Annotated in this window: 12 protein-coding genes; 6 read left to right on the top strand and 6 right to left on the bottom strand. The window is 64.2% G+C overall.

Annotated elements, in window-relative coordinates; genetic code table 11:
• The first annotated feature begins 12 nt into the window (after positions 1–12).
• Positions 13–942: a pseudouridine-5'-phosphate glycosidase gene (locus DN611_RS02385; RefSeq protein ID WP_021749055.1), complete on the top strand. Its 930-nt coding sequence runs from the start codon at positions 13–15 to the stop codon at positions 940–942.
• A gap of 68 nt (positions 943–1,010) precedes the next feature.
• On the top strand, positions 1,011–1,364 hold the full coding sequence (locus DN611_RS02380; RefSeq protein ID WP_119310563.1) for a DUF1294 domain-containing protein: 354 nt from the start codon (positions 1,011–1,013) through the stop codon (positions 1,362–1,364).
• A 52-nt stretch (positions 1,365–1,416) separates the two neighbouring features.
• Here the strand turns inward: DN611_RS02380 and DN611_RS02375 are convergent, their stop codons facing one another.
• Positions 1,417–2,349 carry a sugar phosphate isomerase/epimerase family protein gene (locus DN611_RS02375; protein WP_119310562.1) on the bottom strand — a complete coding sequence of 311 codons (933 nt, stop codon included), beginning with the start codon at positions 2,347–2,349 and terminating at the stop codon, positions 1,417–1,419.
• 155 nt (positions 2,350–2,504) lie between these two features.
• Here DN611_RS02375 and DN611_RS02370 point away from each other — a divergent pair, with 155 nt between their 5' ends.
• Complete coding sequence (locus DN611_RS02370; RefSeq protein WP_119310561.1) at positions 2,505–2,927, top strand: HIT family protein; 423 nt, start codon at positions 2,505–2,507, stop codon at positions 2,925–2,927.
• 135 nt (positions 2,928–3,062) lie between these two features.
• Positions 3,063–4,805: a pyruvate kinase gene (gene pyk, locus DN611_RS02365; RefSeq protein WP_119310560.1), complete on the top strand. Its 1,743-nt coding sequence runs from the start codon at positions 3,063–3,065 to the stop codon at positions 4,803–4,805.
• A 137-nt stretch (positions 4,806–4,942) separates the two neighbouring features.
• Here the strand turns inward: pyk and DN611_RS02360 are convergent, their stop codons facing one another.
• The 5 genes from DN611_RS02360 to DN611_RS02340 all read right to left on the bottom strand — a co-directional run bounded on the left by DN611_RS02360 (position 4,943) and on the right by DN611_RS02340 (position 11,377).
• Positions 4,943–6,016, bottom strand: coding sequence for a glycosyltransferase family 4 protein (locus DN611_RS02360; protein ID WP_025544929.1), 1,074 nt, complete (start codon positions 6,014–6,016; stop codon positions 4,943–4,945).
• A 39-nt stretch (positions 6,017–6,055) separates the two neighbouring features.
• Positions 6,056–6,652, bottom strand: coding sequence for a TVP38/TMEM64 family protein (locus DN611_RS02355; protein WP_021749049.1), 597 nt, complete (start codon positions 6,650–6,652; stop codon positions 6,056–6,058).
• Positions 6,649–7,830 (bottom strand): glycosyltransferase family 4 protein, encoded by a 1,182-nt coding sequence (locus DN611_RS02350; RefSeq protein WP_119310559.1) that lies wholly within the window; start codon positions 7,828–7,830, stop codon positions 6,649–6,651. The genes DN611_RS02355 and DN611_RS02350 overlap by 4 nt, the downstream gene beginning before the upstream one ends.
• 452 nt (positions 7,831–8,282) lie before the next feature.
• A complete protein-coding gene (locus DN611_RS02345) occupies positions 8,283–8,705 on the bottom strand; it encodes a signal peptidase II (RefSeq protein ID WP_021749047.1) in 423 nt (140 codons plus the stop codon).
• Positions 8,702–11,377: a translation factor GTPase family protein gene (locus DN611_RS02340; RefSeq protein ID WP_119310558.1), complete on the bottom strand. Its 2,676-nt coding sequence runs from the start codon at positions 11,375–11,377 to the stop codon at positions 8,702–8,704. The genes DN611_RS02345 and DN611_RS02340 overlap by 4 nt, the downstream gene beginning before the upstream one ends.
• 165 nt (positions 11,378–11,542) lie before the next feature.
• On the opposite strand from DN611_RS02340, the gene DN611_RS02335 reads away from it, so the two are divergent.
• Together DN611_RS02335 and DN611_RS02330 are read left to right on the top strand one after the other, a co-directional pair.
• Entirely contained in the window at positions 11,543–12,961 is a 1,419-nt protein-coding gene (locus tag DN611_RS02335) for a vWA domain-containing protein (RefSeq protein ID WP_119310557.1), read from the top strand.
• Between the two features lie 3 nt (positions 12,962–12,964).
• Positions 12,965–13,891 (top strand): hypothetical protein, encoded by a 927-nt coding sequence (locus DN611_RS02330; protein ID WP_021749044.1) that lies wholly within the window; start codon positions 12,965–12,967, stop codon positions 13,889–13,891.
• Positions 13,892–13,896: the final 5 nt, after the last annotated feature.

The following is a 13,896-nucleotide window of genomic DNA, read 5'->3' as shown; positions in this document are numbered from 1 at the left end:
GAGGTTTTTATCATGGCTCTGAACAAGTATCTCGACATCGCCCCTGAAGTGCAGAAGGCCCTGGACGAGGGTCGTCCCGTGGTGGCACTGGAATCCACCATCATCTCCCACGGCATGCCCTATCCCCAGAATGTGGAGACGGCCCTGAACGTGGAGAAGATCATCCGGGAACACGGCGCCACCCCTGCCACCATCGCCGTCATCGGCGGGCGGCTGAAGGCCGGCCTCTCTCCCGAGGAGATCGACTACCTGGGCAAGACCGGCCCTGCCGTGGCCAAGGCCAGCCGTCGGGATCTGCCCGTGCTGGTGGCGGAGGGCAGGGACGGCGCCACCACTGTCACCACTACCATGATTATCGCCCACATGGCCGGGATCTCCGTGTTCGCCACCGGCGGCATCGGCGGCGTGCACCGGGGGGCTGAGACCACCATGGACATCTCCGCCGATCTGGAGGAGCTGGCCCACACCCCCGTGATGGTGGTCTGTGCCGGCGCCAAGTCCATTCTGGACCTGGGGCTGACCCTGGAGTACCTGGAGACCCACGGCGTGCCCGTCATCGGCTACGGCACCCGCGAGCTGCCCGCCTTCTACACCCGGAAGAGCGGCTTTGCCGTGGACTATGAGATCGACACCCCGGCGGAGCTGGCCAAAGCCTTTTATGTCAAGCAGGATATGGGCCTGGGCGGCGGCATGCTGGTGACCAACCCCATCCCGGAGGAGTACTCCATGGACGCGGACGTCATCAACAAGGCCATCGACGAGGCCGTGGAGGAGGCCAAGGCTCAGGGCATCCACGGCAAGGAGACCACGCCTTTCCTGCTGGCCAAGATCAAGGATCTGACCGGCGGCGACTCCCTGGCCTCCAATATCCAGCTGGTGTACAACAACGCCAAGCTGGCGGCAGCCACTGCTGTGGAACTCAGCAAGCTTGCCAAAAACTGAAACTTCTGCTACACTGGACTGGCTGGGAACTCCCGGCCAGTCCAGTGCTGTTTCAGGAGGCGGCCGTTATGGAAGAAAAGACACTCTATCTGCCCACAGAGCACAATGACCGTATCGTTGCCTTCATCGGCTCTCCCCTGGGGCTGCTGGCCGCCTGGCTGGTGCTCATCAACACTGTGACCTTTTTGATCTTCGGCGTAGACAAGCTCCTGGCCAAACACCCCCGGTTCCGCCAGCGGGTGCCGGAGAAAAATCTGTTGCTTCTGGCCGTGGTGGGCGGCAGCGTGGGTGCCCTGCTGGGGATGTACCTCTTCCGCCACAAGACGCTCCACCGGGTCTTTCGGGTGGGCGTGCCGGTGATCCTGGCCGTGCAGCTCCTGCTGGCGGCGGCCATTACCCTGTACTGGAATTTCCTGCGGTGATCCTGTTCTGAAAAAAGCCCCGCCTCGTTCGTGAGGCGGGGCTTTGCGTATTTCAGGCGGGCAGCGCCTGCCGCAGCAGGGACACGGCCTTCTGCAGGGCCTCCTCCAGCGGGATGGTGTAATCCTCCTGTTCGATGCTGAGGGCGCCGTCGTAGCCGCAGTCCTGCAGCGTCTCCAGAAAGCGGCGCCACCAGGCGGCGTCGTGGCCTGTGCCGGGGGTGACGAAGTTCCAGGAGCGGCTGGCGAACTCCAGCACGCCCTTGGTGTCCAGCAGGGTGTTCTGCCCGGCAGCCGGCTCCAGGCGCACGTCCTTGATGTGGACATGGTAGATGCAGTCCGCCAGGGCGCGGGCCACCTCCACGGGGTCCGCCCCCATCCAGAAGAGATGGCTGGGGTCCAGATTCACCCCCAGAATGTCGTCTCCCACCTCACTCCGCAGGCGGCGGAGCGTCTCCACATTGTACACCAGCTGCCAGCCATGGAACTCCAGGGCGATGCGCTTCACCCCGTGGTCCCGGGCCCGGGCGGCCAGCGCCTTCCACACCGGGACGGCCGCCTTCCACTGGTAGCGGAGGATTTCCTCCGTCTCCGGCGGCCAGGACGTGACGATCCAGGTGGGAGTGCGGTCCTCCGGGCAGCCGCCGGGCAGGCCGCTCATCATCACCACGGTCTCCACCCCTAGCTGCTCCGCCAGGAGGAACGTGCCCTCCGCCACCGCCCTGTCTCCGGCTCCCTTCTCCCCGGGGAACAGGGGGTTGCCGGAGCAGTTCAGGGCGGAGATCGTGAGGCCGTTTTCCCCCAGAGTATCCAGCAGCCGGTGCCGGGCACCGGCGTCCGCCGTCAGCCCTTTCAGGTCCACATGGGGCGCCGGGGACCAGTTGCCGCAGCCCAACTCCACCTGCTCCAGCCCCAGTCCCCGGCAGACGGCCGCTGCCTCTGCCAGGGAGCGGTCTACCAGGCTGTCCGTCACCAAGCCGAGTTTCATGTCGATTCCTCCTCCGTCTTCGTTCTTGATACCCTGATGATACCAGAACCTCTGCCCCGGCGCAATCCTGAACTGATGCTTGACGGCGGCGGTTTTGGGTTGTATGGTAATAAGGGGAAAATTTCCTCCGTATTCTGACAAAAGGAGATCTAGCCATGGGATGCTTTTACTGCGATGAACATCACGAGGGCCGGGAGGCCATCATGTACAAGGTCGGCGAGATGGAGGCCGGTGTGCTCTATCTCTTCAAGGATCAGGCCCACAAGGGCCGCTGCGCCCTGGCGCTGAAGAACCACCGGAAGGAGCTGTGCGAGTGCGGGCCGGAGGAGCTGGCCGCCTTCGCCCGGGATCTGGCCCGGGCCTCCGGTGCAGTGAAGGAACTGTGGGGCTGCGACAAGATCAACCTGGGCTCCTTCGGCGATACGAATCCCCACCTGCACTTCCATATCGTACCCAAATACGAGGGCGGATTCGAGTTCGGCGGTTCCTTTGCCATCACGAATCCGAAGCCGGTGCTGCTCTCCGAGGGCGAATATCAAGAGATGATCGCCGCCCTGCGGGAAAAGCTGGGGATGTGAGCCTTCCCGCGCTGACGGGCCTTTTGGCGGATCCCTCTTGTTTATTGAACACTTTTCCACTTTTTTGCGCTGCGGCTTTGTGATAAACTGTCTTACAGTTTGTATCCCTTTTGACCGAAAGGTGGATTTTTATTTATGAGAAAGACAAAGATCGTGTGCACCCTCGGTCCGGCCACGGACAGGGAGGGCGTCCTGCGGCAGATGCTGGAGGCCGGCATGAACGTGGCCCGGTTCAATTTCTCCCACGGCAGCCACGCGGAGCACAAGGGTCGTCTGGACGCCCTGAAGGCCCTGCGGGCGGAGCTGGGCCTGCCGGTGGCCGCCATGCTGGACACCAAGGGGCCGGAGGTCCGGCTGAAGTCCTTCGCCGCAGGTTCCGTCATGCTGCGGACCGGCCAGGAGTTCACCCTGACCACCCGGGACATCGTGGGGGATGAGCAAGGCTGCTCCATCACCTACGCCGACCTGCCCGGGGACGTGAAGGCCGGCGACACCATCCTGCTGGACGACGGCCTGGTGCGCCTGACGGTGCTGGAGACCACAGCGGCGGACGTCCGCTGCCGGGTGGAAAACGACGGGGCCATGAAAAACAACAAGGGCGTCAATGTGCCGGGCATCCGCCTGTCCATGCCCTACATGAGCCAGCGGGACCGGGAGGACATCCTCTTCGGCGTGGAACAGGGCTTTGACTTCATCGCCGCCAGCTTCGTCCGCACGGCGGACGACGTGCGGGAGATCCGCCGCCTGCTGGATGAGGCAGACTCCTCCATCCAGATCATCGCCAAGATTGAAAACCAGGAGGGGGTCAGCAACCTGGCGGAGATCCTGTCCGTGGCGGACGGCATCATGGTGGCCCGGGGGGATATGGGCGTGGAGATCGACTTCACAGAGATTCCCATCATCCAGAAGGACATGATCGCCCAGTGCGTGGCCGCCGGCAAGCCTGTCATCACAGCCACACAGATGCTGGACTCTATGATGGAGAATCCCCGCCCCACCCGGGCGGAGATCACCGACGTGGCCAACGCCATCTACGACGGAACCTCCGCCATCATGCTCTCCGGCGAGACAGCGGCGGGCAAATACCCCGTGGAGGCGGTGCAGACCATGGATGCCATTGCCCTGCGGACCGAGGCGGACATCAACTACGCCAAGCGGATGCGCAACCTGCCGGGTTCCAGCCGCCTGTCCATCGCCGCCGCCACGGCCCATGCCGCCTGCACCACTGCCATGGACATCGGTGCCGATGCCATCCTCACCGTCAGCCAGAGCGGTGCCACCGCCCGGCTGGTGAGCCGTTTCCGCCCCGGCACCACGGTGGTGGCCTGCCTGCTCAGTGAGCGGGTCCAGCGGCAGATGGCCCTGTACTGGGGCGTGGTGCCCCTGCTGATGTCCTATGCCCAGAACACCGACCAGCTGATCGAGTTCGCCATCCAGGCGGCAGAGAAGGCAGAACTCGTGAAGCAGGGCGATCTGGTGGTCATTACTGCCGGTGTGCCCGTGGGTGTCTCCGGCACCACCAATATGATCAAGGTCCATCTGGTGGGCGGGGCCCTGCTCAACGCCGTCGGCGTGGGGGCCAGCAACGCCTCCGGCCCCCTGTGCGTCTGCCGCTCACTGGAGGATGTGGCCGCCAAGTTCCGCCCCGGGGATGTGCTGGTGGTGCCCTACACCACCAACGACCTCCTGCCCTATATCCGGCAGGCGGCCGCTGTCATCAGCGAGGAGAGCGGCACCAACGGCCATGCGGCCACTGTGGGCCTGACGTTGGGCAAGGCGGTGATCGTGGGCGCCGCCGGCGCCGTCCAGCGCCTGAAGGACGGTGCCATGGTCTCTGTGGACTGTGCCCGCGGCGTGGTCCAGACGCTGCCCCAGTAAACGCGCCAAAAGCGCCTCCGGCTTTTGCCGGAGGCGCTTTTTCTCTTCATCGGCGGCCCGCAGAACCGGAATGGAAGCGGGCGCTATGGGGAACCATCCCTCGCCAGGGTATCCTTATCCCGTAGGAATACCGGGAATTAAGGTGTGAAGCTGTGCTGTACGGGTCTCTCCGCCTGAGGGAGGTTCGTTTTTGCCGCCGGCTGCGCTGCCGGCAGAATGTCCATCCGCCGGTAGACCTCCCGCAGGCGCTCCCCCATCACCGACAGGCTCCGCTCCTCCGCCACCCGGCGGCCGGCGGCTGTCAGATCCGGCAATGTCCCTGTCAGAAGTCCTTCCGCCTTCTGCTGGAACTCGTCTGTGCCGGAGGCCTTGTAGACATTCTGTCCCTCCCGCAGCCAGCCGTTGTAAACAGGGATGTCCCGCACCACTGTGGGAATGCCGCAGGCCAGGGCTTCCAGCACCACGATGCCCTCGGTCTCCTCATGACTCATGAAGGCGAATACATCCGCGCCGCAATATGCCTCCCGCAGCGTCTCCCGGTCTACAAAGCCGGCGAAGGTCACATTCTCCGGCGCCTGTTCCATGGCCTGCCGGATCTCCTGGGGGATCAGATGGGGATCCGTCCAGCCGAACCAGAGGAAACGGGCCTCCGGCATCCGCCGGGCCAGCTCCAGGAATTCCGGCAGTCCCTTCCGGGCAATGGTGTGACCCACGGAAATCACCGCCCGCTCCCCTTCCCGGAGGCCCCAGCGGCGGCGGAAGGACGCCCGCCGGGTGGGATCCGGCGCGAAGAACTCTGTATCCACGCCGTTGGAAATGCTGTACACCGGCGGCTTGAGGCCGTAGCTCTCCAGCAAACGGCGGGAGTATTCCGTGGGGGTCAGCACCACGTCGCCCAGGCTGTAGCAGAAGGTGATCCACTTGCGGAAGAGGGGTGCCAGCCGGTCCGAGCCTCGAAAGGATCTGCGGAAATCCTCCATAGTGGAGTGGCCGTAGTAAATGACCTTCCGCCCCATCAGCTTGGCCGCCAGAGCCGCCAGCACCGAATCCGGCAGCACCGTGTTGATATGGACGGCCCCGGCCCGCTGGCACCAATGGTCGGCAGTGTCGATCCGGGCCCGGCGCAGCATCTCCCGCTGGTGGAGGATGGCCTGTCCCACACCGCTTTTGCCGACCAGGCGCAGGCCGCCATTGTAGATAAAAACGCGCATGTGTGTCTCCTTTACCGATCCGCCCGTCCGCGGATGTCTTTACCCCAGCCAGCCTGTGATCTGCTGGAACAGCACCGTCAGCCCCAGGCTGTACAGGGCGATGGAAAGGGGCTTGCCCAGCAGGATGATGGTGGTGAACCGCCGCCAGGTCATGGAGGTGGTACCCGCCAGATAGCACAGGAAGTCGTCCGGCGCCACCGGGAAAAAGATCGCCAGGGCGAACAGCCGTGCAAACCGGTCATTCCGCTCTGTCCAATCGCTGTACTTGGCGATGAGCTTTTCCGAAAACAGCAGGCTCAACAGCGGCCGCCCGCAGTTGCGCGCCACGGCAAAGGCCAACAGCGAACCGATGCAGATGCCCACATAATTGTAGACAAACCCCATCACCGGGCCGAACAGCACCACGCCCACCAGGCAGCCCAGGCCGCCGGGCAGCACCGGCACCACTACCTGCACCATCTGGAACGCCACGAACAGCAGCCCGCCGGCGGCGCCGCAGCTGGCCACAAAGGCCTGCAGCCGCTCCTGGGAGGTTAGCAGTCCTGCCTGCCAGGCCCAGATTCCGGTCAGCACGCACAAAATCAGTCCGAAGAGGGACGCCGCCTGCAGAGCGGTCTTTTCCACGCCCCGGCTCATGCGGTCACCCCCTGGACACAGCTGGCCGCCCGCCGGGCCAGCTGCATCTGATAGATGCGCTCCACCCGCTGGGCAAACCGCTGGGCGGAGAACTGCTCCGCACTCTCTGCGGCCCGCCGCTTCAGCGCTTCGTGGGTCTCCGGGCTGGCCAGGAACTCCTCCAGCCGCTGCCGGAACTCCACAGTGCTGTGGTACTGCCAGCCGTTCTCTCCCTCCAGGATGACGCCCTCCAGGCAGAGATCCGCCCGGCACAGGGCGGGCACGCCGGCGGCCAGTGCCTCGATGTAGGTCAGACCCTGGGTCTCGCTGGAGGAGGCGCTGACGAACAGGTCCCCCAGCCGGTACCACTCCGGCACCTCCTCCGGGGGCACCATGCCGGCAAAGATCACTGCCGGGGCCTCCAGCCGCAGATCGTGGGCCACCTGCTCCAGCCGGGGCCGGTCAGGACCATCCCCCACCAGCAACAGCGTCACAGGGCGGCTGCCCAGGGAGGCCCGGAGCTTCAGCAGCTCCTGGATGTTCTTCTCCTCCGCAAGGCGCCCCACGCACACCAGCACAGTGTTTTCCGCAGGGATGCCCAGGCTGGCCCGCAGAACCGCCCGGCGCATGGGATCGCCCTCCTGCTGGAAGCGCCGCAGGTCGATGCCCGTAGGCACCACGAAGACCGGGCAGCGAACGCCATAGCCCTGCAACAGTCCCCGCACCTTGCCGGTGGGGGCGATCATGCCGTCCACCTGGGCAGCTACCCAGCGGGAGAAAGCCGCCACCGCACATCGGCCCCACCGGACGCTGGGGGAGAAGTAGTGGGTGTAGTCCTCATACACCGTGTGGTAGGTGTGGACCAGGGGGACATCCAGCTCCTCTGCGATGCGGCGGGCCAGGAAAAAGGTGCTGAACTCACATTGGGAGTGGATCACATCCGGCCGCCAGTCCATCAGCTCCCGTACCCAGCGGCCCGCCATGGCGGTGCGGAGGCGGGCGCCGGGATAGATCCGTCCGGCGTTTACGGAGCCGATGGCGGTGACGCCGTCCCGGGACCAGGAGTGGAGCGACTGGGACAGCGTCAGGATCCGGACCTCATGGCCCCGGCGCTCCAACTCCCGCTGCAGGTTTTTCACAGAGGTGACCACACCGTTTACCGCAGGCGTATACCAATCTGTGGTAATCAGGATCTTCATAACAGGTTCCCTTCTTTCGTCTTGTTCTCCTATACGACGCAGCCCCGCCGAACGCTTCAACTTCCGGAACATTTTTTCAGTTCCAGTATAACGCCACCAGATCAACATCCCACGGCGTTTGCGTCAAATGTCTGTAAAATGTCTCACATAAGACGCGGCAGAGTGCGGTCCGTTACGATGTCTCTTTTTGTATTATTCTAATAATACAGTAACACAATTTTGAAATTTGTCAATGACAAATTTTTAAGCCATTCAAAAAAACTGTACTGCCCGTACTAGTACAGTTAGTATATACACAAACACAACTAATTGTCAATTTACAAATCAGTTACAGTTCCGTGTTTTTTTCGTAAATTCAGTATAGATTCCCTTGGTTTACGAAAAAACTGTGAAATTTCTTAAATTTTTATGAAGAGAGCCGCCCTGCGTGGAATCACGCAGGGCGGCTCATATTACTGCCTTCTGCGGCGCAGCACCATCAGCACAGCGCCCAGGAAGATGGCCAGGTCCGCCAGATTGTAGGTGTATTTCTTCAGCGGCCCCGGCGCCTTTGGAAAGCGCAGATAGTCCAGGACCCGTCCATGGCGGATCCGTTCCCACAGGTTGCTGAGTCCGCCGCCTAGCAGCAGTCCGGCCCCCAGGCCCCGGCCGCCGCACACCCCCAGCAGCGCCCACAGCGCCGCCAGGGACAGGGGGGCCATCTGCCGGCCGTTCAGCGGGACAAGGCCGAAGCCGGAGCCCTGGTTGTACCGGGGTTCGATCCGCACCCGGCCGCCGTCCAGCTCCTTTTGGGGCAGCCCCTTGCGCTCCAGGGTTCCGCGGACCTGGCCGCAGAGGGCCAGCACCGCGCCTGCGGTACAGCTCAATCCGATCATGGCTTCTCCTCCTCTGTCTGTCTCTGGGCCCGCTCCAGGGCGGAGCGGACGTTTCCGGTCTTCTGCCTGCGGTTGTTGGCGGCCAGGATGTCCGCGATCTGGCCTTCCACCTGCTCCACCTCCTGCCGGAAGGCGCTGGCGGAAAGCCGCAGGGCCCCGTGGCCCAGAATGATCAGCTGCTCCGGGCCGTCGGAGGTAGCCACCCGCACCCGATGGCGGCGGCCAATCTCGTAAGTGGCCCGCTCGATATAGGCGTCCGCCGTCTCCGCCTCCTTGGTGTAGACCACGTGGATGTCGTGGTACTTCTCCACGCTGCCCTGGCCGCCCTTGACCTTATAGGCGTCAAACACGGCGATGACCTCGCACTTCCGGAAGCCCCGGTAGTTGCTGAGGAGATCGCACAGCTGCTTGCGGGCGGCGTCCAGATTGTCCCGGGCGATGGCCTTCAGCTCATCCCAGGCAAAAATGATGTTGTAGCCGTCCACCAGCAGGTACTCCGGTCCGGAGAACTGCTCCCGGATGGTCCGCTTTTCCTGCTCTGCCTCCGCTGTCGGAGCAGGGCGCCGGGGGTCTTTCGGGGGAATAAAGGCCCGCCGCTTCACGGGGCCGTAGGTCCGCTCGAAGATGGCCTGGAGCTCCTTATCCTGCTCGATGGTCCCAGCGTAGACAGAGGCGCGCCGGGTATCAGACCTCCCCGCCAGCTCCTCTTTCTCCGGTCCCAGGTCCAGGCCGCTGGACACGTGCGCCCGGGCGGGCACTTCATCCCAGGGGACGATGACGCCGGCGCCGTGGCTACAGAACACGGAGTCCGGGGAGTTGTCCAAATCCGCCGTCGGGTCGTAATCGACGGACGCCAGCACAGCGTCCTGGTCCGCGCAGGGCGCATAACCCCGGAGGGAACAGAGCAGCCGCCCCCGGCCCTGGGTGTAGGCGGCCACCTCCCGGGCGTAGTCCCCCAGAGCGGACACCGCCACAGCACCAGTGAGCACAGCCTCCTCCCCCGCTGTCTCCGGCGGAGACAGCTGCGCCCCCATCTGCTGGAGGTCCGTCATGGCCCGGCCTACCTGAGGTGCGGGCAGCTCCAGGCGGAAGTCGTACCAGGGCTCCAGCAGGATGCTCTCCGCCTCCATCAGCCCCTGGCGCACCGCCCGATAGGTGGCCTGGCGGAAGTCGCCGCCCTCCGTGTGCTTCACGTGGGCCCGGCCCGCCGCCAGGGTGATCTTCATATCCGTAATGGGGGAGCCGGTCAGCACCCCCAGGTGCTCCTTCTCCGCCAGATGGGTCAGGACCAGCCTCTGCCAACGGCCCTCCAGCTGGTCCTCCGGGCAGGCCGTCCCGAACTCCAGGCCGCTGCCCCGCTCCCCAGGCTCCAGCAGCAGATGGACCTCTGCATAGTGGCGCAGGGGCTCAAAGTGGCCGATGCCCTCTACTGGGGCGGCGATGGTCTCCCGATAACAGATGGTGCCGGGGCCGAAGGCCACCTCCAGGCCGAACCGCTCCCGGATCATGCGTTGTAAGATCTCCAGCTGGATCTCCCCCATCAGCTGCACGTGGATCTGGCGGGTCTGCTCATTCCAGGCAATGTGGAGCTGGGGATCCTCCTCCTCCAGCTGGCGCAGATTGCCCAGGGCAGTGTGGGGATCCGTCCCCTCCGGCAGCAGCACCTGATAGGTCAGCACCGGCTCCAGCGCCGGGGCAGTCCAGCCGGCCTCAAGCCCCAAGCCCTCTCCCGCCCGGCTGCGGGAGAGACCTGTCACGGCGCACACCGTCCCCGCCGGGGCCTCCTCCACCGTGCGGAACTTGGCGCCGGAGTAGATGCGGATTTGATCCGCCTTCTCCTCCCACACCTGGTCCTCTCCCAGACCGGGGCGGCGGTTGGTCAAAAGGCTCTTCACCCGCAGGGTGCCGCCTGTCACTTTTAAATAGGTGAGGCGGGTGCCCTGGCCGTCCCGGGCGATCTTGTAGATCCGGGCGCCGAAGGTCTCCGGATAGGCGGGAACCGGGGCATACTGTTCCACCCCCTCCAGGAATTCCGAGACCCCCTCCAGCTTCAGCGCAGAGCCGAACCAGCAGGGGAACAGCTTCCGCTTCCCGACCATTCGCCGCAGGTCGCCGTCTGTCAGAACTCCGGTCTCCAGATACCGCTCCAGCACTGATTCATCGCAGACGGCCGCCTCCTCCCGGAACGATTCGTCCCGTTCGCCGCTGAAATCCACACAGCCGCTGCCCAGACGCTGCTTTAAGCCTGCCAGAACTGCGGAGCGGTCTGCCCCCGCCAGGTCCATTTTATTGATAAAGAGGAAGGTGGGGACGTGATACCGCTCCAGCAGCCGCCAGAGGGTGCGGGTGTGGGCCTGGACCCCGTCGGTGCCGCTGATGACCAGAATGGCACAGTCCAGCACCTGAAGCGTCCGCTCCGCCTCAGCGGAGAAGTCCACATGGCCCGGCGTGTCCAACAGGGTAACCTCCGTGTCCTTCAGGGAAAACACCGCCTGTTTGGAGAAGATGGTGATGCCCCGTTCCCGCTCCATGGCGTCCGTGTCCAGAAAGGCGTCCTGGTGGTCCACCCGGCCCAGGCGCCGCAGGGCGCCGCTCTGATACAGCAGCGCCTCCGACAGGGTGGTCTTCCCCGCGTCCACGTGGGCCAATATTCCAACGACCAGCTTTCTCATGTCTCCACTCCATCTTTCGTGTTCATACAGGTTTATCATATCATCTCCCGGCGGCGGGCGCAAGACGCCGTCCGGGGCGTTTTTCTTGCATTGCCGGTATCCCCATGCTAAAATAAAGGGTCAGAACATCGGGCGCCCGGCGCCCTTTCGGGAAGAGTTGTGCTTATGGAAGATCATGTGGAAAAATTCCGCCAGGCGGACGCCCTGGCTCAGAATATCCTGCGCCTGACCCGGAACACCCTGCTGGTGAACCTTCGGTTTCTGGATCTGGCCCTCAGCCAGTTCCAGCTGACCTCCTATCCAGGTACCCTGGCCACGGACGGCCAGCACCTGTTTTACGACACGTACTACGTCCTGTCCATGTACAAGCGGGAGCGGGGCCGGAATGTGCGGGACTACCTGCACATCGTGCTCCACTGTGTGTTCCGGCACCTGTTCACCAGCGCCAACATCGACCGTCGGTGCTGGGACCTGGCTTGCGACATCGCGGTGGAAAGCGCCATTGAGGACCTCCACCTGGAGAGCGCCGCCTGCAACCGGGCCTATGCCCAGGAGGAGACGCTGAAGGAGCTCCGCTCCCAGGTGCGGCTCCTGACGGCGGAGAAGCTCTACCGGTACTTTCTGGACCGGCAGCTCTCCGACGATCAGATGGCCCGGCTGCGGGACCCCTTCCTGGCGGACGACCACCGGGCCTGGTATCTGCCGGTGAAGAGCGGCCAGGGCGCCGGAGGAGGCAGCCAGTCCAACGGCCGGACACCGGAGACCGGCACCCCCGGCAAGCAGAAGTCCGGCCGGGGCAGCCAGGGCAGCCGGGCCCAGACGCCCAAGTCCGGCACGGAACGGCGGGACCGTGACCTGGAGCAGACCTGGCGGGAGATCAGCGAGCGACTCCAGGTGGACCTGGAGACCATATCCCGCCGCCACGGCACCGATGCCGGCAATCTGGTCCAGGAGCTGAAGGCGGTGAACCGGGAGACGTATGACTATGCGGACTTCCTCCGCCGCTATATGAGCCTGGGCGAGGTCACCCAGGTGAATCAGGACGAGTTCGACTATATCTACTACACCTACGGTCTGTCCCTGTACGGCAATATGCCCCTGGTGGAGCCGCTGGAGTACAAGGAGGTCCGGCGGATCAAGGAATTCGTCATCGCCATCGACACCTCCGGCTCCGTCAGCGGCGACCTGGTGCAGCGGTTCGTCACCAAGACCTACAACATCCTGCGCCAGCAGGAAAACTTCTTCACCAAGATCAATCTCCACATCATCCAGTGCGACGCGGAGGTGCAGGAGGACCGGAAGATCACCAGCCAGAAGGACTTCGACAACTATCTGGACACCATGCAGCTCCACGGCTTCGGCGGCACGGACTTCCGCCCGGTGTTTCAGTACGTGGACGAGCTGGTCCGGGCCGGAGAGTTCACCAACCTCAAGGGCATGATCTACTTCACCGACGGCCGCGGCATCTTTCCGGAGAAAAAGCCGGACTACGACGCGGCCTTCGTTTTTCTGGACGACGGGTACGACCCGCCGGACGTGCCGGTGTGGGCCATCAAGCTGGTATTACAGAGCGAGGAGATCTGAACCATGGAAACACAAGTGGAATGCCTGCGGCTGGAGGGCCGCCGGGCCGTGGTGCAGCCGGAGGGGCCGGTGGCCCGGGTCAGTGCCAAGGCCGTGCCCGCCCTGCGGGGCGTGGAGATTCTGGTGATCCCCCCGGATGTGGATGCCTTTTACGGCCTGAATCGCTTTGAAAACCTGCGGATCGTGGAATACGGCGGCACGGCGGATGTGTTCGCCTTTCAGGACAGCCTGGACTGGCTGTCGGAGAAGCTGGCCGACGAGGAGGCCTTTCTCTTCCGGCTGGCCACCAACGCCATCGGCGCCCGCCCCATCTCCCCGGCGCTGACCGCTATTGCGGCCCCCCGCATGCGCCCCATTCACGCCATGGTCCACTGGGACTGCCTGATGGCCGCCTTGGACGAGCGGGCCGCCAACGGCACCGTCCGGCAGGACACCTCCCGGGAGAATATCTTCCTGTGCCAGGGCTACGCCCAGTTGAAGCGGCTGGAATACGCCTTCTATCTGGGTTTCTCTTTGGAAGAGGAAGGGTACGCCCCGGAGATCGGCGCCTGCTACCGGCAGGAGGACCGCTTCACCGGAGAGGAGCGGCTGATCTACGCGCTGGCCCTGCTGCGGGGCCACTCCTATCAGGAGTTCTACACCAACGGCGGCACCAACGACTTCCGGCACATGCGGCCCAAGGAACATTATCTGGAGCATCTGCGCCGGAACTTGGCCCTGACGGACAACGACGCCCTGCGCCGCCAGCTGCTGCAGCTGGCAGACCTGGGCTTTCTGGACCAGGACAACTGCCGGGCCGCGGTGGACCTGTTGCTGCGCAGCCGTCTGACAGAGGCCACCGCCTTTCTTCTGGACTACTGCAACCGCCGCTGGCCCCGGGAGACGGCTGGGGCGGACACAGATTTTCTGGACGCGGAATTTGCGCTTTGAATCAT

This window comes from Oscillibacter sp. PEA192, assembly GCF_003574015.1.
GTDB lineage: Bacteria > Bacillota > Clostridia > Oscillospirales > Oscillospiraceae > Oscillibacter > Oscillibacter welbionis.
Note: the sequence above shows the minus strand (reverse complement) of the source record. Positions and strands in the feature narration are given on the sequence as shown.

What these genes read in the sequence shown, in the direction of transcription:
- DN611_RS02385 (WP_021749055.1), top strand. Translation starts at nt 13, where the DNA reads ATGGCTCTGAACAAGTATCTCGACATCGCCCCTGAAGTGCAGAAGGCC.
- DN611_RS02380 (WP_119310563.1), top strand. Translation starts at nt 1,011, where the DNA reads ATGGAAGAAAAGACACTCTATCTGCCCACAGAGCACAATGACCGTATC.
- DN611_RS02375 (WP_119310562.1), bottom strand. Translation starts at nt 2,349, where the DNA reads ATGAAACTCGGCTTGGTGACGGACAGCCTGGTAGACCGCTCCCTGGCA.
- DN611_RS02370 (WP_119310561.1), top strand. Translation starts at nt 2,505, where the DNA reads ATGGGATGCTTTTACTGCGATGAACATCACGAGGGCCGGGAGGCCATC.
- pyk (WP_119310560.1), top strand. Translation starts at nt 3,063, where the DNA reads ATGAGAAAGACAAAGATCGTGTGCACCCTCGGTCCGGCCACGGACAGG.
- DN611_RS02360 (WP_025544929.1), bottom strand. Translation starts at nt 6,016, where the DNA reads ATGCGCGTTTTTATCTACAATGGCGGCCTGCGCCTGGTCGGCAAAAGC.
- DN611_RS02355 (WP_021749049.1), bottom strand. Translation starts at nt 6,652, where the DNA reads ATGAGCCGGGGCGTGGAAAAGACCGCTCTGCAGGCGGCGTCCCTCTTC.
- DN611_RS02350 (WP_119310559.1), bottom strand. Translation starts at nt 7,830, where the DNA reads ATGAAGATCCTGATTACCACAGATTGGTATACGCCTGCGGTAAACGGT.
- DN611_RS02345 (WP_021749047.1), bottom strand. Translation starts at nt 8,705, where the DNA reads ATGATCGGATTGAGCTGTACCGCAGGCGCGGTGCTGGCCCTCTGCGGC.
- DN611_RS02340 (WP_119310558.1), bottom strand. Translation starts at nt 11,377, where the DNA reads ATGAGAAAGCTGGTCGTTGGAATATTGGCCCACGTGGACGCGGGGAAG.
- DN611_RS02335 (WP_119310557.1), top strand. Translation starts at nt 11,543, where the DNA reads ATGGAAGATCATGTGGAAAAATTCCGCCAGGCGGACGCCCTGGCTCAG.
- DN611_RS02330 (WP_021749044.1), top strand. Translation starts at nt 12,965, where the DNA reads ATGGAAACACAAGTGGAATGCCTGCGGCTGGAGGGCCGCCGGGCCGTG.